Genomic DNA, 21,190 nt, shown 5'->3' with positions numbered 1-21,190 from the left:
CGTCTGAGCACGACGGAGAGCCGGGATCAGGAGGAGGGGTGCGAACTGCGTGCTGGAGTGCGCGCAGACAAGGGGTCAGTCTAGCACGAACGGCGTGTCGCCTTGACGGACGCAGCCTTTCAGCGCTGAGAGGCCCTGAGCTGGTCGAAGGGTCACTTCGACTCCCGGTGGCTTCGACAGGCTCAGCCACCTCCCCCGCACCGACCACGGGCCCCTCGCGCCGCCGAGGTCCCTGAGCCTGTCGAAGGGACCGGGACCGTCACTCCCCCGCCGCCTCCGCGGCACCGCGGCCCCAGCGGAACGCGGACACCGTGGCATCCCCCTCGATCCAGAAGCGCCAGGGGAACGCGGCGGTGCCGGCGATACCGGCCACCCCGACGCGCGGGCCGGTCGCGATGCGGGCCACCGGTTCGTCCGGCCACCGCAGCCGCGCGCGAGCACCGGCGCGGATCTCACCGGTCACCGCATCGATCCCGTCATGCTGCGGATGCCGCAGGCCCACCGCATCGCCCAGACGACCGGGACCCCGGGCGAGGTCGCGCGCGGCGCGCACGACGCCCCGGCGCTCGACACGACGCCTCTCGGCGACCGGAGCCCCCTCGACGACCTCGCCGCCGCGCAGCAGCACACCACCGGCGACGCCCTCGGGTCCGCAGACGACGTTGACGCAGGAATGGATGCCGTGGCTCAGGTAGACGTACAGGTGACCGGGCTCGCCCCACATCGTGGCATTGCGGGCGGTCGGCCCCATCCGTGCGTGCGAGCCCGGATCGGGCCGCTCCCCCGTGCCGAGACCGTGATACGCCTCGACCTCGGTGAGGCGGACGGCGACCCGCTCCCCCTCGACCTCGGTCTCGAGCACCGCGCCGAGGAGCGAGGGAGCGACCTCGACCGGGAGCCCCGCGAGCTCGTCGCGCGTCGCGAACCGCGTCATCCGGGCGGGACCTGGCACCACGAGAGGTCGAAGCCCTGGAGCGCGACGAGCTGCTGACCGGTGTCGATCTCGACGAGGTGCGTCTGCAGCTTTCCGGGCAGGGGAAGCTGGTAGCGGTCGAAGGGGTTGTTCACGGCGCCGGGAGCCACCAGGACCGCGGCGTACCGCCCGCTCGGCGAGACGCACGTCTGCAGGACCGTGTCGGTTCCCGGCACGTCGAGGAGCTGGCGCACCGTCCCGTCGCTGCTGACGTGCCCGACGATGGTCGAGCGGTAGGCGCCGTCCGACCCGATGTCCGCGAACGACCGCACGGTTCCCGCGTCGAGACCGGGGACGGGCGTCGCGCGGCCCGTTCTGCCCGGAGGGTCCACCGGGTCGACGAGGGCTACCTCCGAGCCGTCCGTGAGGTTGATCTCGCGCACTCCTTCGAGGCGTTCGACGATCGCCACCGACGACCCGCGCGCAATGCCGTCGATGGCCACCGCGCTGCCCAGCGGCGCGGCGTTCCCGCCCACCGCGTCGGTCAGGAGGAGCCGCGAGTCGAACGTCAGCACGAGCATGCTGTCGGTGTCGGGCACGAAACGCCAGTCGGCGATGCGCACATCGCCCCCGTTGAGGCCTACCTCGACCGGGGCGTCCTCGGTCGCGGCCGAGGCCGTGAAGAGCCGGCTCTCGCGTCCGCCCGCGGCGCCGAGAGTGGCATCCGAGAAGGTGAAACCGAAGCGCTCTCCGCGATCCGCCGACTGCAGGTTCGAGACGAAGCCGGGGCCGGGCAGGGTGACGTCGCGCGGGTTCTTCCCGTCGAGATCGGTCACGATCACGCGGGCGGTGTCGTTGTCGCGTGTGGAGATGACGAGGTGGTTCGCCGTCGTCCGGAAATCCTCGATGTGCGGGTCGGTGAACACCGGGAGCCCGGCCTTGCCCTCGAGGTCGGTGCGGAAGATCGTGTCGCCCTCGGGCGTCCCGCGCTGCATCAGGTACGCCTGCAGGGCAGGCGTTCGGAACGTCTCGGTGAGGGTCGCTCCGGGCCCCGCGCCGAGACCCTTCACGTCGTTCACGGTGACGCGGTAGTCGGAGTCGTCGCGCAGCGGCAGCGTGAAGCGGATGCCGACACTGCGTCCGGAGGTGTCGACGGTAAACGGCGTCGCCGGCTCCACCTCGACCTGCGAGGGATCCACTTTCTCGAGCGACTGGGTCGTGGTGAGGATGACGCGGGATCCGGATGCCGCGATGCCGGCGGCCGGATCGACCTGCACGTCCGTGACGCGGGGTCCCTGCGCGACGGCGACGACGCCGCCCACCCCGCCCACGAGCACGAGGGTCAGCAGCACCACGCCGAACGCGGCGAGGTAACCGCGACCCTGGCGTCGGCGCGCCCGCGCGCGACGAGAGTCCGCGCCGCCCCGGCGCCGGGTCTCAGTACTCATAGGGGTCCGCCGGCTCGTCGATCGCGGCCACCTGGTCGGCGTGCACCTCGAGCTTGCCGTCGCCGCTCGAACGCACCGTGCCGGTAACCGTCACCCACTGCCCGCTCGCCGGGGCGTCACCGGTGGCCGCGATCGGCAGACGCGCGGTCTGCGCGTCGATGACGCAGTGCGTGATGACGAGTCGGGTGAGGTCGAAGCTCGCCCCGTCACCGCCGGGGGTGATGAAGCCGGTCAGGGTGACGGGCTTGCCGTCGAAGGTCTCGGGATTCGTCGCGTGGGCGAAGACCGCCGACCAGTCGCCGACTCCGAATTTCGAGGTGTCGCCCGACGCGGCCAGGGTGATGACATCGGATCCGGCGAACAGGGGCGCGGCGCCCACATCGCGCGAGACGGCGAGCTCGGTCGAGAGTGAGGCGGCGGGCGTGAGCAGCACGGCGACGACGGCGGTCGAGGCCAGCACGCCCCCGGTGAACGCGGCGATTCCCGCCGGCGTCAGGCGTGGACGGGCCGCGAGGTGCTCGTGCGCGGCGTGGTCGTGGGCGTCGGCCGGGTCGGAGTGCTCGTGGTCGGCGTGCGCGAAGGCCTCGCGGCGCGCCGAGGCGGCCGCGGGAGCGTGACCGTGCTCGTGGTCGTGCCCGTGATCGGCCTCGGCCCCGAGCGGGAGGGCGAACGACGCGATCGCGCCGATGAGCGCGACCACCGACATCCCGACGGCGAACCAGGCAGAGTCGGGGTTGATGTAGAGCGACATCCGCCCCGTGACCCAGAGCGTGATCGTCGTGATCGACAGGCAGGCCGTGAGACCCACTCCCAGCCAGCGTGTCGCGAGCGCACCGGTCTTAGACAAGGAGGTTCACCACCGTTCCGAGCGAGAACGCGAACAGCACGACGACCACCGTCATCCCCACCAGGACGCGCGTCGAGAAGGTGGTGCGCAGCAGCGCCATCATCTTGAGGTCGATGATCGGCCCCACGACGAGGAAGGCGACGATCGACCCCGGGGTGAACGTCGACGCGAACGACAGCGCGAAGAACGCGTCGACGTTCGAGCACAACGACACGACGATCGCCAGGGCCATCATCGCGGCGATCGACAGGGCCGGGTCGGACCCGATCGCCAGCAGCGCGCTGCGCGGCACGAGCACCTGGACGGCGCCCGCGAGCAGCGAGCCGATGATGAGGGCCGGCATCACCGACCGCAGCTCGACGACGAACTGCGCGAGCGTGCGCCTCCCGCGGTCGCCGCGCTCCTGCACGACGATCTCGCACGTCTCGAGGAAGCGCTCGGTGAGCAGCTTGTCGGGATTCGGATGCCGGCTGTACAGCCACCCGATGAGGTTGGCGACGAGGAACCCGCCGATCAGGCGGGCCACCAGGATGCCGTCGCTGAAGCCGAACGCCGCGTGCGTGCTGATGATCACGATCGGGTTCACGATCGGAGCGGCGACGAGGAACGTCAGGGTGTCGGAGACCCCGAAGCCGCGCATGAGCAGCCCCCGGGCGAAGGGGACGTTGCCGCACTCGCAGACGGGGATGAACATGCCCAGCAGCGACAGCACCGCCCGGCGCGCCCACGGCGCGCGCGGCATCCATCTCTCGATCGTCCCCGGCGGTACCCACACCTGCACGACGATCGACAGCACGACACCGAGCACGACGAACGGCAGCGACTCGATCAGCACGCTGAGGGCGAGGGTCAGCCCGTCCTGCGCGCGCGTGGGCAGCTGCTGCGCGAAGAAGGTCGGTGCGAACGCGTCGATGAGGAACAGCGCCGCGATGACCACGACACCCAGGCCGAGTGCGAACAGGGTGCGGGAGGCGCCGGTGCGCTGCGGCGACGGCGTCGCGGTGCGACTAGTCGTCGCCACGCTCGCGGGCGCGCGCCTGCGCGCAGTCGGCGCAGATGCCGAAGATGTCGACCACGTGCTCGGCCTCGGTGAAGCCGTGCTGCGCGGCGGTGCGCTGGGCCCACTCCTCGACGGCGTCGGCCTCGATCTCGACCGCGACGCCGCACGAGCGGCAGATCAGGTGGTGGTGGTGGCCTCGGGTCTCGCACGCGCGGAACAGGTTCTCGCCCTCGGGGCTCTGCAGCGAGTCGGCGTCGCCCTGGGCCGCGAGTCCGGCGAGCGCCCGGTAGACGGTCGCCAAGCCGATGCCGGTGTTCTCGTCGCGCAGCGTCGCGTGCAGCGTCTGCGCGCTGACGAAGCCTCCCGCACCGGAGAGGGCTTCGCGCACCCGCTCTCGCTGCCACGTGTTGCGCTGGACCATGGCCCCGAGTTTAGCCAGGTCGTCGGTGAATCGGCTGGGCGCCTACACGGCCCTGGTGGTGCGATCGCGGCGCGCGCCGATCACCCGGCACACGAGGTAGATGACGAACGAGATGGTCGTGATGTAGGGGCTCACCGGCAGGGTTCCCGCCACCGCGAGGAGGACTCCGCCCACCGCGGACACGAAGCCGAACAGCGCTGCCAGCAGCGGCACCGACAGGGGTCCGGACGACACGCGCATCGCGGCGGCGGCCGGGGTGACGAGCAGGGCCATCACGAGCAGAGCACCGATGATGTGCACCGCCACGGCGACGATGAGCCCGAGCAGCAGCATGAACACCAGCGACACCGCGGTGGTGTTCACCCCGCGCGCGGCGGCGGACTGCGGGTCGAGGGAGTCGAAGCGCAGTGGACGCCAGACCAGCAGCAGCGCGACCAGCACGATCGCCCCGATCGCCACCAGCCATCCGAGCTGTCCGCTCTGCACCGACACGATCTGCCCGGTCAGCAGGCTGAACCGGGTGGCGCTGCGTCCGTTGTAGAGCGACAGGCACAGGATGCCGACACCCAAGCCGAACGGCATGAGCACGCCGATGATCGAGTTCCGGTCGCGCGCGCGGGCACCCAGCACGCCGATCAACGCGGCGGCGATCAGGGAGCCCACGATCGAGCCGGAGACCACGTCGACGCCGATCAGAAGGGCGACGGCCGCGCCGGCGAACGACAGCTCGCTGATGCCGTGGACGGCGAAGGCCATGTCGCGCTGCATGACGAAGACGCCGATCAGGCCGCCGACCAGGCCGAGGACGGCCCCCGCGTAGACGGAGTTCTGCACGAGCTCGAGGATCGCGCCGTACTGGCTCATCCCGCCGAAGAGGGCGTTTCCGACGTCGGACCAGTTCATGCGTGATCCTCGTCGTGGTGATGGTGGTGGGCCTCATCGGCATCCGGGGCTCCGACGACGATGAGCTGCCCACCGGCGCGCACCACGAAGACCGGCGCACCGTAGAGGGCCGACAGCGTCTCGGTGGTGAGCACCTCGTCGGGGGTGCCGAGGGTGAAGCGGCCGTTCGCGATGTAGAGGATGCGATCGACGCGTGAGAGCACGGGGTTGATGTCGTGGGTGACCAGCAGCACGGCGGCATCGCGCTCGCGGCGGTGCCGGTCGATGAGGCGGACGACGGCCTGTTGGTTCGCGAGGTCGAGGCTGGTGAGCGGCTCGTCGCAGAGCAGGAGAGCGGGATCATCGGCGAGCGCCTGGCCCACGCGGAGTCGCTGCTGCTCGCCGCCCGACAGCAGACCGACGGGGCGGTCGCCGAAGGCGGTGGCTCCCACCGCTTCGAGGAGTTCGTCGATGCGCGCGCGGTCCTTCTTGCGCGAGAGCGGCAGGCCGAAGCTATGGCCGTCGACCCCGAGACCCACGATGTCGCGCCCGCGCAGAGGCGTCTCGCGCGGCAGGGGGCGCTGCTGCGGGATGTATCCGATGCGGCGGTTTCCGGCGCGGCGCACCGGTTCGCCGAGCGCCTCGATGGATCCCTCGCTCAACCGCTCGAGGCCGAGGATCGCGCGAAGCAGCGTGGTCTTGCCCGAGCCGCTCGGCCCGAGCACGGCGACGAGCTCGCCGGGCTCGACCTCGAGGTCGAGCCCGGCCCACAGCTCACGGCCGCCCCTCTCGAGGGCGGCGCCGCGGATGCGCAGCGGTGCCGCTGCGCTCACGCGGCGAGCGCGTCGCTCAGGGCCGTGATGTTGCTCTGCATCCACGAGATGTAAGTCTGACCCTCGGGGAGCGTTTCCGTGAACTCGATCACGGGGATGTTCTTGGCCTTGGCTTCGTCCTGGACCTTCGTGACCTCGGCGCCACCGGTCTGCGGGTTCACGATCATGACCTTGATCTGGCCGGAGTCGAGGAGCTGCAGCGACTCGAGCAGGGTCGCGGGCGGCACGTCCTGCCCCTCTTCGACCGACTCGCTGAATTCGTTCGGCGTGGCGTTGTCGAGACCGGCCGCCGTGGTCAGGTACACGGGCACCGGCTCGGTCACGAAGATCTTCGCTCCGGCATCCTTCGCCTTGATCGCGTCGAGCGAGTCCTCGAGACCGGCGATCTGCTGGGTGAAGGCCTCGGCGTTGGCGGTGAAGTCCGCCGAGTGCTCGGGCGACAGCTTGCCGAGCTCCTCGGCGATCGCCTCGGTGAGGCCTTCGACCGTGTGCGGGTCGTACCAGACGTGCTCGTTGAAGCCCTCGATGTGGTCGTGGCCGTCGTCTTCGGCGTGGGTCTCGCCCTCGGCGTGGTCGTGGTCGTCGGCGCTCTCGCTGGGGGCGGGGCTGGCCTCGTCGTGCGAATCGGCGCCGGGGTAGTCGTGGTTGAACTCGACCGCGGTGATGACGGGGGCCGTCGTGCCACTCGCCTGGACGAGGCCCTCCATGAAGGAGTCGTATCCCGCGCCGTTCTCGATCACGAGGCCGGCGTCCTTCAGCGTGAGCTGGTCTTGAGCGCTCGCCTCGTACTCGTGCGGGTCCTGCGTCGGCGAGGTGATGATCGACGTCACGTCGACGAAGTCGCCGCCGACCGCCTCGGCGATCGAGCCGTAGACGTCGGTGGATGCCACGACGGTCACCTTGCCGTCGGCACTCGCGGTCGAGCCTGCCGAGGGAGACGCGCTGGCGCAGCCGGCGAGGGCGAGCACGGAGGCCGCACCGAGGGCGAGGGGGGCGAGAAGGCGTCGGGTCATGGCATCCACTCTAAAGCGAGTGATAACCGTTCTCAAACTCAGCTCGGAGGCCATAAGAGCTTCCCAGGATGAGGCGCCGGGCGGGCCAGCGCTGCCGCGGCCGCTCGCACACCCCTATAAACGCTCTCCGCTCACAGAAACACGCTGTGCACGCGTTTCCGTGAGCGGAGAGCGTTTATGGGGGGCAAGATCCGCACGACGGCACGGGCGCGCCGGGCACCCCGCTCGCGGGCGGACCGAGACGTGCAAGCGGGCACGACCCGGCTCGGTTCAACGCCGCAGGATGCGGTGCGCGAGCGCGTTACCGACCAGCTGACCCGCCTGCACGATCACCACGATGATCGCGACCGTGACCCACGTCGCTTGAGCGTTGAACTGCTGGTAGCCGTAGATGATCGCGAAGTTGCCGAGTCCGCCGCCGCCGATGTAGCCCGCCATCGCCGACATGTCGACGACGGCGATGAACATGAACGTGTAGCCGAGGATGAGCGGCGCGAGCGCCTCGGGGATCACCACGCCGAAAAGCACGCCGATGCGGCGCGCGCCCACGGCCCGCGCGGCCTCGACGGTGCCGGGATCGACCGCGACGAGGTTCTGCTCGACGACGCGGGCGATCACGACGGTCGCCATGATCGTGATCGGCACGATCGCGGCATCCGTCCCCAGGGTCGTCCCCGTCACCGCGCGCGTGACCGGGGCCACGGCGGTGAGGAAGATGATGAACGGGATGGGGCGGATGAGGTTGATCACGAGGTTCGCGACGAAGAAGACGACGCGGTTCTCGAACAGGTTGCCGGGGCGGGTGGCGTAGAGCAGGGCGCCGATGGCGAGTCCCGCGATGCCCGAGATGAGCAGCGACACCGCGACCATGTAGACGGTCTCGCCGATCGACTGCAGCAGCACCGGCGTCAGGGTGTCCCATTTGTTCATGCGCGGGCCTCCTCGACGTTCGGCACCACGACGTCGGTGTGGGAGCGGAGCTCGGCCACGACGGCATCCAGGTCGTCGGTGTGCACCCGATACGTGAGGGTGCCGAGCTGCTTGCCGAGCACGTCGGTCACTCCGCCGTAGACGACCGAGTGCCGTGCGCCGTGGCGGTGGAACACCTCGGACACGTCTTCGCTCGTGAACTCGTTGACCTCGACGCTCACCAGCGCGCCGCCGCCCGCGGCGAGCGCCGCCAGCGCCTCACCCGACGGCACGCCCTGCGTCACCGCGGCGACGAACCGCTTGGTCAGCTCCGCCCGCGGGTGCGCGAACACGCGATACGTGTCGCCACTGTCGACGACGCGTCCGCCGTCCATCACGATGACCTGATCGCAGAGCTCGTGCACGATCGAGATCTGGTGCGTGATGACCACGATCGTGATGCCCAGGCGCCGGTTGATCTCGCGGAGCAGGTCGAGAACCTCGGCGGTGGTCTGCGGGTCGAGGGCGCTCGTCGCCTCGTCGGCGAGGAGGATCCGCGGGTTCGTCGCGATCGCGCGCGCGATGCCGACGCGCTGCTTCTGCCCGCCCGACAGGCGGCGCGGGTACTGCTTCGCCTTGTCGCCGATGCCGACGAAGTCGAGCAGCTCGGCGACGCGCTTGTCGCGGTCGGCCTTCTTCCACCCCGCGACCTTGAGCGGGTAGGCGACGTTGGCCGCGACCGTGCGCGAGGAGAACAGGTTGAACTGCTGGAAGATCATGCCGACGCGGCGCCGCAGGTCGCGCAGCGTCGCCTCGCTGGCATCCCCCACATTCACCCCCAGCACCTCGACGGTTCCCAAGGTGGGCTTCTCGAGGCCGTTCAGCAGGCGCACCAGAGTGGACTTGCCGGCGCCGGAGTAGCCGATAACGCCGACGATCGACCCCTCCTCCACGCTCACCGAGACGTCGTCGACGGCGGTCGTGGAGGAGCGGCGATCGGTGCGGAAGCCCTTCGTGACGCCCCGCAGCTCGATGACCGACGTCATCCGTTCTGGTCCTTGAGGGCGTCTTCAAGGCTCGTCAGCTCGTCCTGCAGCTGCGTCGCGGTCCAGTCGGCCTTGAACTGCAGGTTGCCTTGATTGAGCTCGGTGACCGCGGCCTCGACCTCGGGCGAGTGGTACGCGGCGACGAGCTTCTCGAAGCGGGGGTCGTCCTTCTTGTCGTCGCGGGTGACGAAGGCATTGATGTAGGGCGCGAGCTGCGGGTTGTTCAGGTCTTCCTTGAAGATGATGAGCTCGTCGCCGAGCCCGCCCTTCTGCGCCTGCGTGTTGTTCACGATCGCGGCCTGGGCGCTGCCGTCCTTGAGCGCGGTGACGGTCTGGTTCGTGTCGACGGGCAGCAGCTCGACCTTGGAGGTGACGATGTCGGCCGGGGTCGAGAGGGCGGTCCCGCCGTCCTTGAGCGTGAGCAGCCCCGCCGTCTGCAGGTTGAGGAGGCCCCGGGCGAGGTTCGTGGGGTTGTTCGGGATCGCGACCTTCGCACCCTCGGGCAGGTCTTTGACGTCTTTGTACTGCTCCGAGTACAGAGCGAGCGGATACACGGCGGTGGCGCCGACCGGCACGAGCGTGCCGTTGTTCTCGACGTTGAACTGCGACAGGTAGATGAGGTGCTGGAAGAGGTTCACGTCGAGCTCGCCGTCCTGCACGCCCTGGTTGAGCTGCACGCCGTCGTTGATCGTGCGCACCTCGAGGTCGATGCCCTCGTCGGCGAGCTTCTGCTTCAGCACCGTCCAGTGCGCCTCATTTCCGTCGTCGGCACCGAGGACGATGCGGGACGAGTCGTCTCCGGATGCCGCTCCTCCGGCGCACCCGGTGAGGGCGAGGAGAAGGGCTGCGGCGGAAGCGCCGAGGATCGTGGCCAGGCGTGCGGTGGTGCGTGAAGTCATGACTCCACGTCAACATGCGCTGTTGCGAGGCTCAAAACGGGGCGTTACGGGTGGTAACGGGTCGTCACGCGGGGTAACGGACGGGGTGGAGCGGACGCACCGTCGGCCATCGGTGGGCGCTAGGTACGTCACGGTGAACGCAGGTTCAGTGATCCCAATCGAGCTCTACGAACAGACGATTACCGTACGAGTAGTCGAGCTTTCGCCGCCTATGCAGCTGTTGCACAGCGACTCCTGGGGCTATCCCGACAGCTCTCGCCGCTCGCTCGATCGCGCTGTCGGACCGGAGTCCATCGAACGGCTCTAGGCCGGAAGACCCGAAAAGTGTCTGAAAAGCAAATTCATTCGCAGCCTTCTCGGCGGCGCTCGTCCTTTTGCGTTCTGTCGTGTACTCCAGGTGGAGCTCCCCGCGCGGATCATGCAGGACGTGGCCGATCTCGTGGAAGAAAGCCCAGATGATGAATCCGTCTTTGAGGCGGCGACCCGACTGCTGGATCACGGGGACACGTTTGTCTATCCACCGCGTCATCCCATAGACGGGCAGTTTATCGGGCGCATCGACGAACATGTAGATGACACCCACCCCCGCCAGCATCTCTGCCAGATCTGCGAGAAGTGCCGGGTCAGGGACGGACGCACGCTCACGAAGCGTCGGCAGAAGAGCAAGCAAGCCGTCCCTGTCGAAGGTGAAGCGACGCCCCCGCTGGAACGCGTCATGTTGCTCCCCCGCGCGAAGCCACGTCGCGCAAGAAACATGGTCCAGGCTCGAATTGCTTTCTTTGAGAGCAGCAAGCGCGAAGTCGCCCTGCGAAGCGTCGACCACCCGATCCTCGAATGATCCCCACGTGGCACAGCCGTGATAACGGAGGAAATCGGCGACGAGAGTCGCTGGAGTCCGCATCGTCGCATCAGTGGCGCCGAGACTCCGAAGGTACTTCGAGACCGTGGGTGGAATCTTCGACGCGTGCCGAGCTAGTTCAGCATCATCACACGAAGCCGTGCGAGGTCGAGCCGGTACCTTGCTTCAAAACGGACCCACGAGTCCGCCGGGATGCCCGTAAGACGCTCCAGTTTTAGCGCCGTTTCCGGCGTCACAGGAGCCCTTCCGTTCACGATCTCGTTCACATGTTTCCGACTGACACCGAGTCGGTTCGCCGCCTCCTGCTGCGTGAGTGAGCTCTCCTCAAGCCACTCGTCCAGATACTGTCCGGGCGCGACGGCGTAGTCCGTCAACGTTGCCATTTGGTCGCCTCCCTAGTGATAGTCGGTAATTTCAAGCACGATGACTTCCACTGCCGCTAAGGCGTCTTCCGCCCCATGCGGCCGGACGATCAGGCGCCAGTTACGGCTGAGCTTGCCTGCCCATGTTCCCGCTCGGTCGCCCGTGAGTGAGTGCCAGTCGCCCAACGGATCCAACACCGCGAGATCCTCGAACGACCGGGCTTCCTCAAGCGCTTTGATCCTCAGCGGGAGCCGCGAAGCGATGTCCTGTCGTTTCCGCCGCAACCAGCGCTCGTTCGTGCACAACTTCTCGAGGTCTCGGTCCCCGTAGCGAACCTCCATGTGTCACCGACTTCGTTACATCATAACGCACGATGGCGCACGAAACTTCCCAATTTCCCCAGTTTAACGGCGACTTCCACGCCTCGAGGAGCCACGCACCTAACGCGTTTCGCCCTCCCCCACACCGCCGCGGATAGCCTGGACGGTGATGTCACGGGATGAGAACGAACGACGAAGACTCACCCGGATGCCACCCCGGGGGGCGGTCTCGCTGATCCTCGCGTACGGCTTCAGCCTCTTCTTCTCGACCGAGGTGTGGCACTTCGTCGTCGCCAACATCCTCATCGGCTTCGGGATCGGTTTCGGCTACGCGGCCATGCCGATGCTGATCATGCGCGCCGCCCCGCCGAGCGAGACCGGGGCTTCGAACGGGCTGAACGCCCTCGCGCGCTCGCTCGGGACGAGCACGGCCGCGGCGATCGTCGGCGTCGTCCTCGCGACCCTGTCGACGAGGAACGACGACGGCCGTATCCCTACGGCGCAGGCGTTCCAGGTGTCGTTCCTGCTCGGGATCGGCGCGGCGGCGATCGCGCTGGTGCTGGCCCTGCTGATTCCGGCGCAGGAAAACCGGAGTGGCCGACGGGCTTCCCTGCCGGAATGAGCGCGGCGCGCTCCCGGGTGTGTCAGGCCTTCGGCGTGGGATCCGCGCCGAAGATGGGGCGCGAGGAGGAGTGACCGAGGGCACCGAGGACCGTCCGCGCGGCCTGGTGCACGTGCGAGGTCGCGTAGCGACGTGCCGCCTCGGTATCGCGTCTCTCGATCGCGTCGACGATGTCCTCGATCTCGCGGACCGTCTGGGCCGGGCGTCCCGGCTGGGCCAGGGTGAGCGCCCGGAGCTGCGTGACGCGCCGGTGGAGGATGCCGATCATCTGCGTGAGGATCGGATTGCCGGCTCCCTCGAACAGGATGTCGTAGGCCCGGTTCTTCGCCGCGAGCATGTCGTTCACGATGGTCGGCGAGTCCGTCTCGGAGATGACTCGAAGCTCTGCGACGACCTCGGCGAACTCGCGCACCTGCTCGTCGGCGGCGTCTCGCGCGAAGAGCTCGGCGGCGAGACCCTCGAGTTCGGCGCGCACCTGGTAAACGTGCTCAGCCAGCTCGGGAGTGGCTTCGGCGACCACGGTGCCCTTGCCATTGTGCGACTCGACGAGACCCTCGGCGGCGAGCTGACGGAGCGCCTCGCGCACGGACGGGCGACTCGCCTGCGTCATCTCGCACAGTTCTCGCTCGACGAGGACCTGCCCCGGCTCGAGACGCATCTCGACGATGGCGTCGCGGATGATGGAGGCCACCTGCTCGCGGATGGGTGCGTGCCGTTGCACCTGCCGGCCACCCAGCAACTCGTTCATTCCGCTCCGACCTCCCGTCGTTCCCCGATCAGTGTCACCTTAGCGCTGTAGGTAGCAGACAGCTGGGGAAGGCTGCCCGCTCGCGCGCGCTCGTTCTCACAGGGCGGCGTAGACAGCATCGATCAGTCTGGCCGCGCGCGGGCCGTTGGTGCCCACCGCATGCATCTTGTTCATCGAATAGGAGAAGCCCACGCGCTCCCGACGATCGGCGAACCCGATCGAGCCCCCGATCCCGTGGTGCCCGAAGGCCTCGGGGTGAGGCCCCATGTACACCGCATCGGGCGAGTTGAGCAGCACGCCCAGCCCCTGACGATAGTGACGCTCCTGCAGCAGCTCGATCATGTCGTGCTGCATCTCGGTCATGCGATCGACGCCCCCGTCGCTCATCAGCCGCACCGACCCGGCGCCACCGTCGGCGAGCGCCCCGTAGATGCGAGCGACGGCTCGCGCGTTGCCGTGCCCGCTCGCGCTCGGCATGTCCATCGTGCGGAACTCGCGCGAATTGAAGGTCTGCGCCCACGGCCACGGCGGGTTCTGCGCGAAGGCGAGGCCGCGGAGGGAGTCCGCGGGTTCCGCGTCTCGAGCGGCGACGAGCCGCGCACCCGGGTTGGGCACGAGGTCGGTGATGCGCTGAAGGTCGACCTCGTCGACGCCGAGGTGGTAGTCGGCCTCGAGCGGGCGAGCGATCTCGGATGCCACGAACTCGCCGAGCAGTGACCCGGTCACGCGTCGTGTGATCTCGCTGAGGAGGTAGCCCTGGGTGTGAACGTGGTACGCGGCCACGGTCCCGGGCTCCCACAGGGGCGCTTGCGCGGCCAGTGCCGACACCATCGCCTCACGGTCGAACATCGCACCCGGCCACAGCTTCTCGGGCGTCAGGACCGGGAGACCGGCCCGGTGGTCGAGAAGGTAGCGCACCGGCAGCTCGGCCTTGCCGTTGTCGGCGAACTCCGGCCAGTAGTGCGCGACAGGAGCGTCGACGTCGACGAGCCCGCGATCCAGCAGCATGTTGAAGGCGATGGCGGAGATGCCCTTGGCCACCGACATCATGCACACGATCGTGTCGGCCTCCCAGGGCAGGGTGCGCTCGGCATCCTGCCACCCGCCCCAGAGGTCCACGACGGAACGCCCGTCCACGACGACGCTCACCGCGGAGCCGAGCTCGTCCTCGCGGGCGTAGTTCTCGATGAAGGCGTCGACCACACCGGCGAAGCGTTCGTCGTACGTGCCCCGCAGGGGAATCGCGAGCCCGTCGATGTCGAGGGAGCGGTCAGCGGTGATTGCGCTCATGTGTTCCTCCTCGCCTGTCTGCCGTAGACAAGTGCTGTCTGACAACTATATCGTCTACAACTACATAACTGGCAAGGAACGCGCCTCGCCTGCTTCGATGACGAAGGGACCTCGCTCATGCCGTACGCGACGTACACGCTCGATCCGGAGGTTCGCGATCGGCTCGTCGCCGTGGTCGGCGCGGACGCCGCCCTGCAGACGCCCGAGGAGCGCGCGACTTTCCGCGATCCCTACTGGAACGCCGACGACGACACGTACGACTCGTCCCTCGTGCTGATGCCCACCTCGGTGGACGAGATCCAGGACATCGTGCGCATCTGCGCCGCGCACGCCGTACCCGTCTGGCCGTCGTCGCAGGGGCGCAACAACGGTTACGGCGGCCCGTCCGGGCGCGTCCAGGGGTCGGTTCTTCTCAGCATGCGCCGCATGAACCGCGTCCTCGAGATCGACCGCGAGCTCGCGTACGCCGTCGTCGAGCCGGGTGTCAGCTGGTTCGAGCTGCGCGAGGCCCTCGACGCCTCAGGAAACGAAGACCTGTGGTTCTCGATCCCCGACCTCGGGTGGGGCAGCGTCATCGGCAACTCCCTCGACAACGGTCTCACGTACGGCCCGAACGGCTCCGACTTCCAGAAGCTGTGCGGGCTCGAGGTCGTCCTCGGCACGGGAGAGATCCTGCGTACCGGCCTGGGCGGCCAGCCGGGCAACGATTCCTGGCACCTCTACACGCGCGGCTTCGGTCCCGTCCTCGACCCGCTCTTCATGCAGTCGAACCTCGGCATCGTCACCCGCGCGGGCATCTGGCTCATGCGCCGCCCCGAGGCGTTCGCGCCGCTGTTCCTCACCATTCCGCGTCACGCGCAGCTGGCGCAGGCCATCGACATCTTCCGCGAGCTGCGACTCGACGGGGTCGTGCGCGGCGTGCCCAGCATTCAGAACTTCGTCACGATGTCGGCCCAGTTCGACCACACGCGCCACCTCTACCTGCGCGCTGACGAGGCCCTCGACGAGGAGTCGCTCGATCGCCTCGGAGACGAGAGCGGGCTCGGACGCTGGGGGGCGCGCACGGCGCTGTGGGGCGACCGCCCCGTCGTGGAGCACCACCTTCAGAGGATCCGCGATGCGTGGTCGCAGATCGAGGGCGGGAAGGTCCTGAGCAATCGGATCTACGGGCGTGACGAGTGGGACCAGATCACCTCGTTCGTCGACAAGGTCCAGGCCGGGATCCCCAGCATGGACATCGTGCAGGCGACCCCGTCGCACATCGCCCACGCGTTCTTCGCGCCCGTGCTGCCGCTGCGGGGAGAGCTCGTCGCGCGCACGATCGACCTGATGCGCGACACCATCGTCGAAGAAGTCGGCAACAACCACGTCTGCGCGCTCTACTTCCCCAACGACCGCACGTGCATCGTGGTGAACCCCCTCACCTTCGACGTCGACGACGCCGATGTCAACGCCCGGGCGTACGGGGCGCTGCGACGCCTCGTCCGCGAGGGCGGCGAGCGCGGCTACACGGAGTACCGCGCCCACATCGACCTCATGGATCTGGTCGCCGATCAGCTGTCGTTCAACGATCACGCCTACCGCCGTTTCGTCGAGAGGATCAAGGATGCCGTCGACCCGGCCGGCGTGATCGCCCCCGGGCGGAACGGGATCTGGCCGGCGAAACGTCGGGACGGAGGGGAGGCGGCGTGACCCGCATCGAGGGAGCCCGCGCGGTCGTGACCGGCGGCGCCTCGGGCATCGGCCGGGGCATCGCGGAGTCGCTGATCGCCGAAGGGGCGCGCGTCGTCATCGCCGACATCGACGAGGGGGCCGTCCGGCGCACGGGTGACGAGATCGGCGCCGGCGCCGCGGTCGTCGACGTCAGCTCGCTCGAGAGCGTGCGCGACCTCGCGGATGCGACGGTGCAGCAACTCGGCGGGGTCGACATCGTGGTCAACAACGCCGGGGTCGGGCCGTTCGCCCGAATCGCCGACCTCACGATGGACGACTGGCGGTGGATCATCGACGTCAACCTCTACGGCGTCATCCATGGCGTGCACGTCTTCCTCCCCCTCCTCGAGCAGAACCCCGACGGCGGTCACATCGTGAACACCTCGTCGATGGCATCCCTCACGCCCTTCGAGACGCTCGGCTCGTACGCCGTGACGAAGGTCGGCGTCTCGGCGCTGACCGAGGTCCTCCAGGCGGAGCTCGCGACGGCGGGGAGTCGCGTGCACGCCACCCTGCTCGTGCCGGGCTCCGTCCGCAGCAACATCGCCCAGAGCACCCGCTCGCGCCCGAGCGGCGAGGGCGCGCTGCGCGACGCGCAGATCGACCTGTCGTTCGCGAACAGCGCGCGCTGGTTGAGCCCCGACGATGTGGGGCAGATCGTCACACGGGCGGTGCGCAACGACGATGCCTACGCCATCACCCACCCCGAACGCCTGCCCGCGGTGGAAGCGCGCTTCGACCGGATCCGGGCGGCTTTCCGGCAGTACCCGGCCGCGGAAGGCTGACGCCGGCGCGCGGGAGGACACGACACCGGGTCCTCAGAACGCGAAGCGTCGTTTGCCGCCGTCGACGTGGATGATCTCGCCCGTCACGTACGACCCGTGGTCGGAGGCGAGGAAGGCGATGAGTGCCGCGACCTCCTCGGGCTCGCCCAGTCGCCCGAGAGGAATGGCGAGATCCGCGATATGGCGCTGCTCGTCGGCACCCGTCGGGAAGATCCGACGAATCTGCGTCGTGCGCACCGTGCCCGGCGCCACGCTGTTCACGGTGACACCGTGTCGGCCCACCTCTCGCGAGAGCCCTTTCGCCCACGCGTGCACGGCAGCCTTCGCCGAGTTCGCCGCGTTCAGCGACGAGACCGCGTGGGAGTTCCCGAAGACGGGATTGGATGCCGGCTCCGACGACCCCGTGATGCAGATGACGCGGCCATGAGCACTGCGCGTGATCATCGGAAGCAGAGCGTGCGTCAGACGCCGGAGACTGTCGAAGTTCAGCTCCATTGCCTCCCGCCATGCGCTCTCCGGCGAGTCGAGCGCCACCGTCCGGGATCCGCCTGCCGCGTTGACGAGGATGTCGACACCGCCGACGGAATCCGCGGCCGACGCGATCCGATCAGCGGCGTCTGGCGCCGTCACATCGGCGACGAGGGGCGTGATCCGTTCGGGCTCGAGTTCGCGCAGCTCGGCCAGGGCATCGACGCGACGGCCCACCGCTACGACGTCCGCCCCGGCTCTCGCGAGCATCGACGCGCTCGCGCGGCCGATTCCCGCGCTCGCGCCCGTGACCACGGCGCGCCGTCCCGCGAGATCGATGCCGATCACGACGTCAGCGCGTCCTTCGCACTCCCGACGGCCTGGCGGACGAGGTTGTGCACGCGAGCGCGGATCTCCGCGAACTCCGGCGTGCTCTTCGTCTCGATCTGGTCCCGCGACGAGCCGAGCGGCACGTCGACGATGTCGGCGACGTGCGCGGGCGACCCCGACAGCGCGACGACGCGGTCGGAGAGGTACACGGCCTCGTCGATGTCATGCGTCACCAGCAGCACGGTGAGCGACAGCTCTCGCTGCAGGCGGCGAACGAGGTCTTCGAGGTCGGCGCGGGTCTGCGCGTCGACCGAGGCGAACGGCTCGTCCATGAGCAGCACGGTCGGGTCGTACGCCAGGGCGCGGGCGATCGCGACGCGCTGCTGCATGCCGCCGGACAGCTGCCACGGATACTGATCCGCCACCGCCTCCTTCAGACCGACCTGGCTGAGCGCGAGACGGGCGCGCTTCTCGGCGTCGGGTTTGCGGACGCCGTTCGCCCGCAACGGCAGGGTGATGTTGTGCAACACCGACGACCACGGCATGAGCGAGCGACTGTAGTCCTGGAAGACCACGGCGACGCCCGACTGGGGCTCCCGCACGACCGTGCCGTCGACCACGATGTCGCCGCGGGTGGAGCGCTGGAGGCCCGCGAGACAACGCAGCAGCGTCGTCTTTCCGACGCCCGACGGACCGACGATGCAGACGAACTCGCCACGGGCGACGGCGAAGTCGATGCGGCCGAGCACGGTGCGCGCACCGTACGAGTGCCCGAGTTCTCTGGCCTCGAGGGCCGCGGCGGTGGACCCCGAGGCGGGAGCGGCAACGTTCATCGAGTGGTCTCCAATCGGGACTGCTGGAGGCGGTGCCAGCGCAGGATGTAGCGCTCCGCGATGCGGAACAGGATGTTGAGGAGATAGCCCAGGACGCCGAGGGCGACGATCGCGCTCCACATCGAGGTGATTGCGAAATCGCGCTGCGCCCGCAGCAGGAAGTACCCGATGCCGCCGTCACCGCCGACGGTCTCGGACACGACCATGATGATGAGCGAGATCGCGAGGGCGATGCGCGCACCGGCGAAGATCTGCGGGCCGGCCGAGGGCAGGATGATGCGGAACAGGCGCCGGGCGCGACCCACGCGGTACGTGCGTGCGACGTCGAGCAGCACCGGTTCGACCGCGCGAACGCCGTCGATCGTGTTCAACAGCACGGGCCACGAGGCACCGAAGGCGACGAGAAGGACCTTCATCGGCTGGTCGATGCCGAAGATGACGATGAACAGGGGCAGGAGCGCCACGCCGGGCACCGCGCGCAGGCTCTCCAGGAACGGGCGGACAGCCCGCTCGATCGGGCGGACGAGCCCGAGCACGGTGCCGAGGGCGACGCCTGCGACCACGGCGATGCCGTAGCCGAGGAGGAGGATCTGCAGGCTCGGCACCAGATTGCCGAGGGCGTTCGAGGGGTCGAGCCAGTTCTCGGCGAAAGAGTCCATGATCGCTGACAGGGGCGGGAAGTACAGCGATGTGGATCCCGCGCTGGCGAACCACCAGACGGCGAAGAGCACGAGGGGAAGCCACAGCTCCATGAGCGTGGCGCCCGACCAGCGACGAGCCGCGATCATGACGTCGCCTCCTTACGCATCGACGGGTGCCAGCGCAGCACGCGGCGCTGCACCTCCCAGAACAGTCCGTTGACGATGAGGCCGAGGATGGCCGAGACCAGCACATAGGCGTACATGCGCGAGTTGTCATAGAACGCTTGCGCTTGCGAGATCTCGAAGCCCACGCCCGGCGCGTTGCCGAGCAACTCGCCCGACACGGTCAGGAGCAGGCAGATCGTGGCCCCGAGCCGCAGCCCCGTCATGACGAACGGCAGGGTGCCGGGGAGGAAGATGTGGCGGATGAACCATCCGCGGGGAATGCGGAACGCCCGAGACATCTCCACCAGCAACGCCTCACCCTGACGGGCGGCGTAGATGGACTGGATGAGCACCGGCCAGATGGCACCTGCGATCGCCAGGATGAGCACCATCTGCAGCTCAGGGCCGAAGAGCAGCAGGAGCAGCGGCAGGATCGCGATGGGCGGGATGGTGCGCAAGAAGTCGAACAGCAGCCGAGTGCTCTGCGAGGCGATGGAGCTCGCCCCGATGGCCAGCCCCAGAGGAACTCCCACCCCCACGCACACGACGAAGGCGACCAGGAAGGTCAGCGCGGTGATCCCGGTGGCCGCCCAGAAGTCGGCGGTCAGGGCGAGACCACCCAGTCGCCCGAGCACTTCCGCCGGGGGCGGCATGGTCCCCGCGGGGAGGAGCGTGGATGCGATCCACCACACGCCCCCCACCGCGAGGAACACCGAGACCTGGATGAGGAGCCACCCGAGGCGGCCGAGCGTGCGTGCCCGGGGCGGCGTGTCGGCGATGCCGACGGCACGCCGGGTGGGCGCGGTCGCGGTCGTCATGTGAACTCCTTGCCGGTGCTACTGGTTGAGCGAGGACACGACGTCGGAGGCGGCGGGGGCCTTGGACTGCTCGATCATCCCCGCGGTCACCATCAGGTCGATGTACTTCTGCAGGTCGGCTGCGGTCAGCGGGCCCTCGGCCCAGTTGGGGAAGCCCGTGACCTCGTCGAGCAGCGCGGGATCGACGGTGGTCGAGGTCTTCGCCGTCTCGATCACGAGCGCGTGGTCGCCGTTGGCGGCGGCGCCAGCGGCCTCGATCGCGGCCTGGAAGCTCTTCACCGCATCAGGGTTCTGTTCGACGTACTGCTTCGTGGCGAGGTACACGAAGGTCGGCACGCCTGCCACCGTGAGCTTCTCGGGGTTACCGACCTGCACGAGGCCCTCGAGCTCGGCGGCGGTCAGCAGCGGCTGCGCGAGGTTGGCGGCGTCGACCTGGCCGGCGAGGATCGCCGGAATGGTCTGCGGCTGCGCGAGCTCGACCCATTGGACCGTGCTGGGGTCGGCGCCGACGTCTTCCATCGACGCACTGATCTGGGCGACGGCCGAGCCACCCAGCGCGTTGACCGCGACCTTCTTGCCCTCGAGGCCCTTCCAGTCCGTGATGCCGGAGTTCGCGGGGGCGACGACGCCCACGTAGCCCTTGTCGATGTCGACGCCTTCCATCATGGATGCCACGGCGACGACGCCGACGTTCTCCTGCGCCGCCTTCACCGCGGTGGGGACATCGACCGGCGCGAAGGTGAGATCGCCCTTGAGCAGGAGCGGTACCGCCTCGGCACCGGCAGTGATGGTCTGGAACGTGGGCGTGAGGCCGTTCTCGGCGAAGATGCCCTCGCTCTCGCCGATGTAGGCGGCCGCGTTCGACAGGACGGGGTACGTGGCGACGGAGATCGCGACGTCACCCCCGGCGCTCGAGGCGTCTCCCGAGGCTGTCTGAGCGCCGGACGAGCAGCCGGCGAGCAGCGCGCCGGCGGTCACGATCGCCGCGGCCGCCGAGAAGACGCGAGTCATTCGTGCATGCATG

Annotated in this window: 24 protein-coding genes; 3 read left to right on the top strand and 21 right to left on the bottom strand. The window is 68.9% G+C overall.

The window, feature by feature from the left end:
- Positions 1–259: 259 nt before the first annotated feature.
- From QE388_RS06875 to QE388_RS06810, 14 genes are all read right to left on the bottom strand, one after another.
- Positions 260–934, bottom strand: coding sequence for a DNA-3-methyladenine glycosylase (locus QE388_RS06875; protein WP_307384230.1), 675 nt, complete (start codon positions 932–934; stop codon positions 260–262).
- Positions 931–2,361, bottom strand: coding sequence for a hypothetical protein (locus QE388_RS06870; protein WP_307384228.1), 1,431 nt, complete (start codon positions 2,359–2,361; stop codon positions 931–933). The genes QE388_RS06875 and QE388_RS06870 overlap by 4 nt, the downstream gene beginning before the upstream one ends.
- Positions 2,351–3,208 (bottom strand): DUF1980 domain-containing protein, encoded by an 858-nt coding sequence (locus QE388_RS06865; RefSeq protein WP_058595983.1) that lies wholly within the window; start codon positions 3,206–3,208, stop codon positions 2,351–2,353. The genes QE388_RS06870 and QE388_RS06865 overlap by 11 nt, the downstream gene beginning before the upstream one ends.
- Positions 3,201–4,229 carry a permease gene (locus QE388_RS06860; RefSeq protein WP_307384225.1) on the bottom strand — a complete coding sequence of 343 codons (1,029 nt, stop codon included), beginning with the start codon at positions 4,227–4,229 and terminating at the stop codon, positions 3,201–3,203. The genes QE388_RS06865 and QE388_RS06860 overlap by 8 nt, the downstream gene beginning before the upstream one ends.
- Entirely contained in the window at positions 4,216–4,629 is a 414-nt protein-coding gene (locus QE388_RS06855) for a Fur family transcriptional regulator (protein WP_058595985.1), read from the bottom strand. The genes QE388_RS06860 and QE388_RS06855 overlap by 14 nt, the downstream gene beginning before the upstream one ends.
- A gap of 42 nt (positions 4,630–4,671) precedes the next feature.
- Complete coding sequence (locus QE388_RS06850) at positions 4,672–5,532, bottom strand: metal ABC transporter permease (protein WP_307384221.1); 861 nt, start codon at positions 5,530–5,532, stop codon at positions 4,672–4,674.
- Positions 5,529–6,344 (bottom strand): metal ABC transporter ATP-binding protein, encoded by an 816-nt coding sequence (locus QE388_RS06845; RefSeq protein ID WP_307384219.1) that lies wholly within the window; start codon positions 6,342–6,344, stop codon positions 5,529–5,531. Before QE388_RS06845 ends, QE388_RS06850 begins: the two co-directional genes overlap by 4 nt.
- Positions 6,341–7,357: a metal ABC transporter solute-binding protein, Zn/Mn family gene (locus tag QE388_RS06840; RefSeq protein WP_307384216.1), complete on the bottom strand. Its 1,017-nt coding sequence runs from the start codon at positions 7,355–7,357 to the stop codon at positions 6,341–6,343. Before QE388_RS06840 ends, QE388_RS06845 begins: the two co-directional genes overlap by 4 nt.
- Positions 7,358–7,627: 270 nt before the next feature.
- On the bottom strand, positions 7,628–8,287 hold the full coding sequence (locus QE388_RS06835; protein WP_275800268.1) for a methionine ABC transporter permease: 660 nt from the start codon (positions 8,285–8,287) through the stop codon (positions 7,628–7,630).
- On the bottom strand, positions 8,284–9,312 hold the full coding sequence (locus tag QE388_RS06830) for a methionine ABC transporter ATP-binding protein (RefSeq protein WP_307384211.1): 1,029 nt from the start codon (positions 9,310–9,312) through the stop codon (positions 8,284–8,286). Before QE388_RS06830 ends, QE388_RS06835 begins: the two co-directional genes overlap by 4 nt.
- On the bottom strand, positions 9,309–10,211 hold the full coding sequence (locus QE388_RS06825; RefSeq protein ID WP_307384208.1) for a MetQ/NlpA family ABC transporter substrate-binding protein: 903 nt from the start codon (positions 10,209–10,211) through the stop codon (positions 9,309–9,311). Before QE388_RS06825 ends, QE388_RS06830 begins: the two co-directional genes overlap by 4 nt.
- Before the next feature lie 145 nt (positions 10,212–10,356).
- A complete protein-coding gene (locus tag QE388_RS06820; RefSeq protein ID WP_307384205.1) occupies positions 10,357–11,034 on the bottom strand; it encodes an ImmA/IrrE family metallo-endopeptidase in 678 nt (225 codons plus the stop codon).
- Between the two features lie 149 nt (positions 11,035–11,183).
- Positions 11,184–11,453 carry a HigA family addiction module antitoxin gene (locus QE388_RS06815; protein ID WP_307384202.1) on the bottom strand — a complete coding sequence of 90 codons (270 nt, stop codon included), beginning with the start codon at positions 11,451–11,453 and terminating at the stop codon, positions 11,184–11,186.
- Positions 11,454–11,465: 12 nt separating this feature from the next.
- Complete coding sequence (locus tag QE388_RS06810; RefSeq protein WP_307384199.1) at positions 11,466–11,774, bottom strand: type II toxin-antitoxin system RelE/ParE family toxin; 309 nt, start codon at positions 11,772–11,774, stop codon at positions 11,466–11,468.
- Positions 11,775–11,961: 187 nt separating this feature from the next.
- Between QE388_RS06810 and QE388_RS06805 the strand changes: the two genes are divergently transcribed.
- Positions 11,962–12,375, top strand: a complete 414-nt coding sequence (locus QE388_RS06805) for an MFS transporter (protein ID WP_307384196.1) — start codon at positions 11,962–11,964, stop codon at positions 12,373–12,375.
- 22 nt (positions 12,376–12,397) lie between these two features.
- On the opposite strand, the gene QE388_RS06800 is transcribed toward QE388_RS06805, so the two are convergent.
- Positions 12,398–13,123 carry a GntR family transcriptional regulator gene (locus QE388_RS06800; protein ID WP_307384193.1) on the bottom strand — a complete coding sequence of 242 codons (726 nt, stop codon included), beginning with the start codon at positions 13,121–13,123 and terminating at the stop codon, positions 12,398–12,400.
- A gap of 96 nt (positions 13,124–13,219) precedes the next feature.
- Positions 13,220–14,413, bottom strand: coding sequence for a serine hydrolase (locus tag QE388_RS06795; RefSeq protein WP_307384191.1), 1,194 nt, complete (start codon positions 14,411–14,413; stop codon positions 13,220–13,222).
- Between the two features lie 117 nt (positions 14,414–14,530).
- On the opposite strand from QE388_RS06795, the gene QE388_RS06790 reads away from it, so the two are divergent.
- The gene (locus tag QE388_RS06790; protein ID WP_307384189.1) at positions 14,531–16,105 is read left to right on the top strand and encodes an FAD-binding oxidoreductase; all 1,575 of its coding nucleotides are present in this window, start codon (positions 14,531–14,533) and stop codon (positions 16,103–16,105) included.
- Positions 16,102–16,911 carry an SDR family NAD(P)-dependent oxidoreductase gene (locus QE388_RS06785; protein ID WP_307384186.1) on the top strand — a complete coding sequence of 270 codons (810 nt, stop codon included), beginning with the start codon at positions 16,102–16,104 and terminating at the stop codon, positions 16,909–16,911. Before QE388_RS06790 ends, QE388_RS06785 begins: the two co-directional genes overlap by 4 nt.
- Positions 16,912–16,944: 33 nt before the next feature.
- On the opposite strand, the gene QE388_RS06780 is transcribed toward QE388_RS06785, so the two are convergent.
- From QE388_RS06780 to QE388_RS06760, 5 genes are read right to left on the bottom strand one after another with little or no spacing between them, the layout of a single operon-like run.
- Positions 16,945–17,727, bottom strand: a complete 783-nt coding sequence (locus QE388_RS06780; protein WP_307384185.1) for an SDR family NAD(P)-dependent oxidoreductase — start codon at positions 17,725–17,727, stop codon at positions 16,945–16,947.
- Complete coding sequence (locus tag QE388_RS06775; RefSeq protein ID WP_307384181.1) at positions 17,724–18,542, bottom strand: ABC transporter ATP-binding protein; 819 nt, start codon at positions 18,540–18,542, stop codon at positions 17,724–17,726. The genes QE388_RS06780 and QE388_RS06775 overlap by 4 nt, the downstream gene beginning before the upstream one ends.
- A complete protein-coding gene (locus tag QE388_RS06770) occupies positions 18,539–19,330 on the bottom strand; it encodes an ABC transporter permease (protein ID WP_307384178.1) in 792 nt (263 codons plus the stop codon). The genes QE388_RS06775 and QE388_RS06770 overlap by 4 nt, the downstream gene beginning before the upstream one ends.
- Positions 19,327–20,166 carry an ABC transporter permease gene (locus tag QE388_RS06765; protein ID WP_307384176.1) on the bottom strand — a complete coding sequence of 280 codons (840 nt, stop codon included), beginning with the start codon at positions 20,164–20,166 and terminating at the stop codon, positions 19,327–19,329. Before QE388_RS06765 ends, QE388_RS06770 begins: the two co-directional genes overlap by 4 nt.
- 18 nt (positions 20,167–20,184) lie before the next feature.
- Positions 20,185–21,189: an ABC transporter substrate-binding protein gene (locus QE388_RS06760; RefSeq protein WP_307384174.1), complete on the bottom strand. Its 1,005-nt coding sequence runs from the start codon at positions 21,187–21,189 to the stop codon at positions 20,185–20,187.
- Between the last annotated feature and the right edge of the window lies 1 nt (position 21,190).

The sequence above is a fragment of the Microbacterium sp. SORGH_AS_0969 genome (genome assembly GCF_030818255.1).
Taxonomy (GTDB): Bacteria; Actinomycetota; Actinomycetes; order Actinomycetales; family Microbacteriaceae; genus Microbacterium.
This window is presented reverse-complemented; position numbering and strand designations above follow the sequence as displayed.

Excerpts from the sequence above, each read along its gene's own strand:
- QE388_RS06875 (WP_307384230.1), bottom strand. The coding sequence starts at position 934 with ATGACGCGGTTCGCGACGCGCGACGAGCTCGCGGGGCTCCCGGTCGAG.
- QE388_RS06870 (WP_307384228.1), bottom strand. The coding sequence starts at position 2,361 with ATGAGTACTGAGACCCGGCGCCGGGGCGGCGCGGACTCTCGTCGCGCG.
- QE388_RS06855 (WP_058595985.1), bottom strand. The coding sequence starts at position 4,629 with ATGGTCCAGCGCAACACGTGGCAGCGAGAGCGGGTGCGCGAAGCCCTC.
- QE388_RS06850 (WP_307384221.1), bottom strand. The coding sequence starts at position 5,532 with ATGAACTGGTCCGACGTCGGAAACGCCCTCTTCGGCGGGATGAGCCAG.
- QE388_RS06840 (WP_307384216.1), bottom strand. The coding sequence starts at position 7,357 with ATGACCCGACGCCTTCTCGCCCCCCTCGCCCTCGGTGCGGCCTCCGTG.
- QE388_RS06835 (WP_275800268.1), bottom strand. The coding sequence starts at position 8,287 with ATGAACAAATGGGACACCCTGACGCCGGTGCTGCTGCAGTCGATCGGC.
- QE388_RS06830 (WP_307384211.1), bottom strand. The coding sequence starts at position 9,312 with ATGACGTCGGTCATCGAGCTGCGGGGCGTCACGAAGGGCTTCCGCACC.
- QE388_RS06825 (WP_307384208.1), bottom strand. The coding sequence starts at position 10,211 with ATGACTTCACGCACCACCGCACGCCTGGCCACGATCCTCGGCGCTTCC.
- QE388_RS06815 (WP_307384202.1), bottom strand. The coding sequence starts at position 11,453 with ATGGCAACGTTGACGGACTACGCCGTCGCGCCCGGACAGTATCTGGAC.
- QE388_RS06810 (WP_307384199.1), bottom strand. The coding sequence starts at position 11,774 with ATGGAGGTTCGCTACGGGGACCGAGACCTCGAGAAGTTGTGCACGAAC.
- QE388_RS06805 (WP_307384196.1), top strand. The coding sequence starts at position 11,962 with ATGCCACCCCGGGGGGCGGTCTCGCTGATCCTCGCGTACGGCTTCAGC.
- QE388_RS06800 (WP_307384193.1), bottom strand. The coding sequence starts at position 13,123 with ATGAACGAGTTGCTGGGTGGCCGGCAGGTGCAACGGCACGCACCCATC.
- QE388_RS06795 (WP_307384191.1), bottom strand. The coding sequence starts at position 14,413 with ATGAGCGCAATCACCGCTGACCGCTCCCTCGACATCGACGGGCTCGCG.
- QE388_RS06790 (WP_307384189.1), top strand. The coding sequence starts at position 14,531 with ATGCCGTACGCGACGTACACGCTCGATCCGGAGGTTCGCGATCGGCTC.
- QE388_RS06775 (WP_307384181.1), bottom strand. The coding sequence starts at position 18,542 with ATGAACGTTGCCGCTCCCGCCTCGGGGTCCACCGCCGCGGCCCTCGAG.
- QE388_RS06770 (WP_307384178.1), bottom strand. The coding sequence starts at position 19,330 with ATGATCGCGGCTCGTCGCTGGTCGGGCGCCACGCTCATGGAGCTGTGG.
- QE388_RS06765 (WP_307384176.1), bottom strand. The coding sequence starts at position 20,166 with ATGACGACCGCGACCGCGCCCACCCGGCGTGCCGTCGGCATCGCCGAC.
- QE388_RS06760 (WP_307384174.1), bottom strand. The coding sequence starts at position 21,189 with ATGCATGCACGAATGACTCGCGTCTTCTCGGCGGCCGCGGCGATCGTG.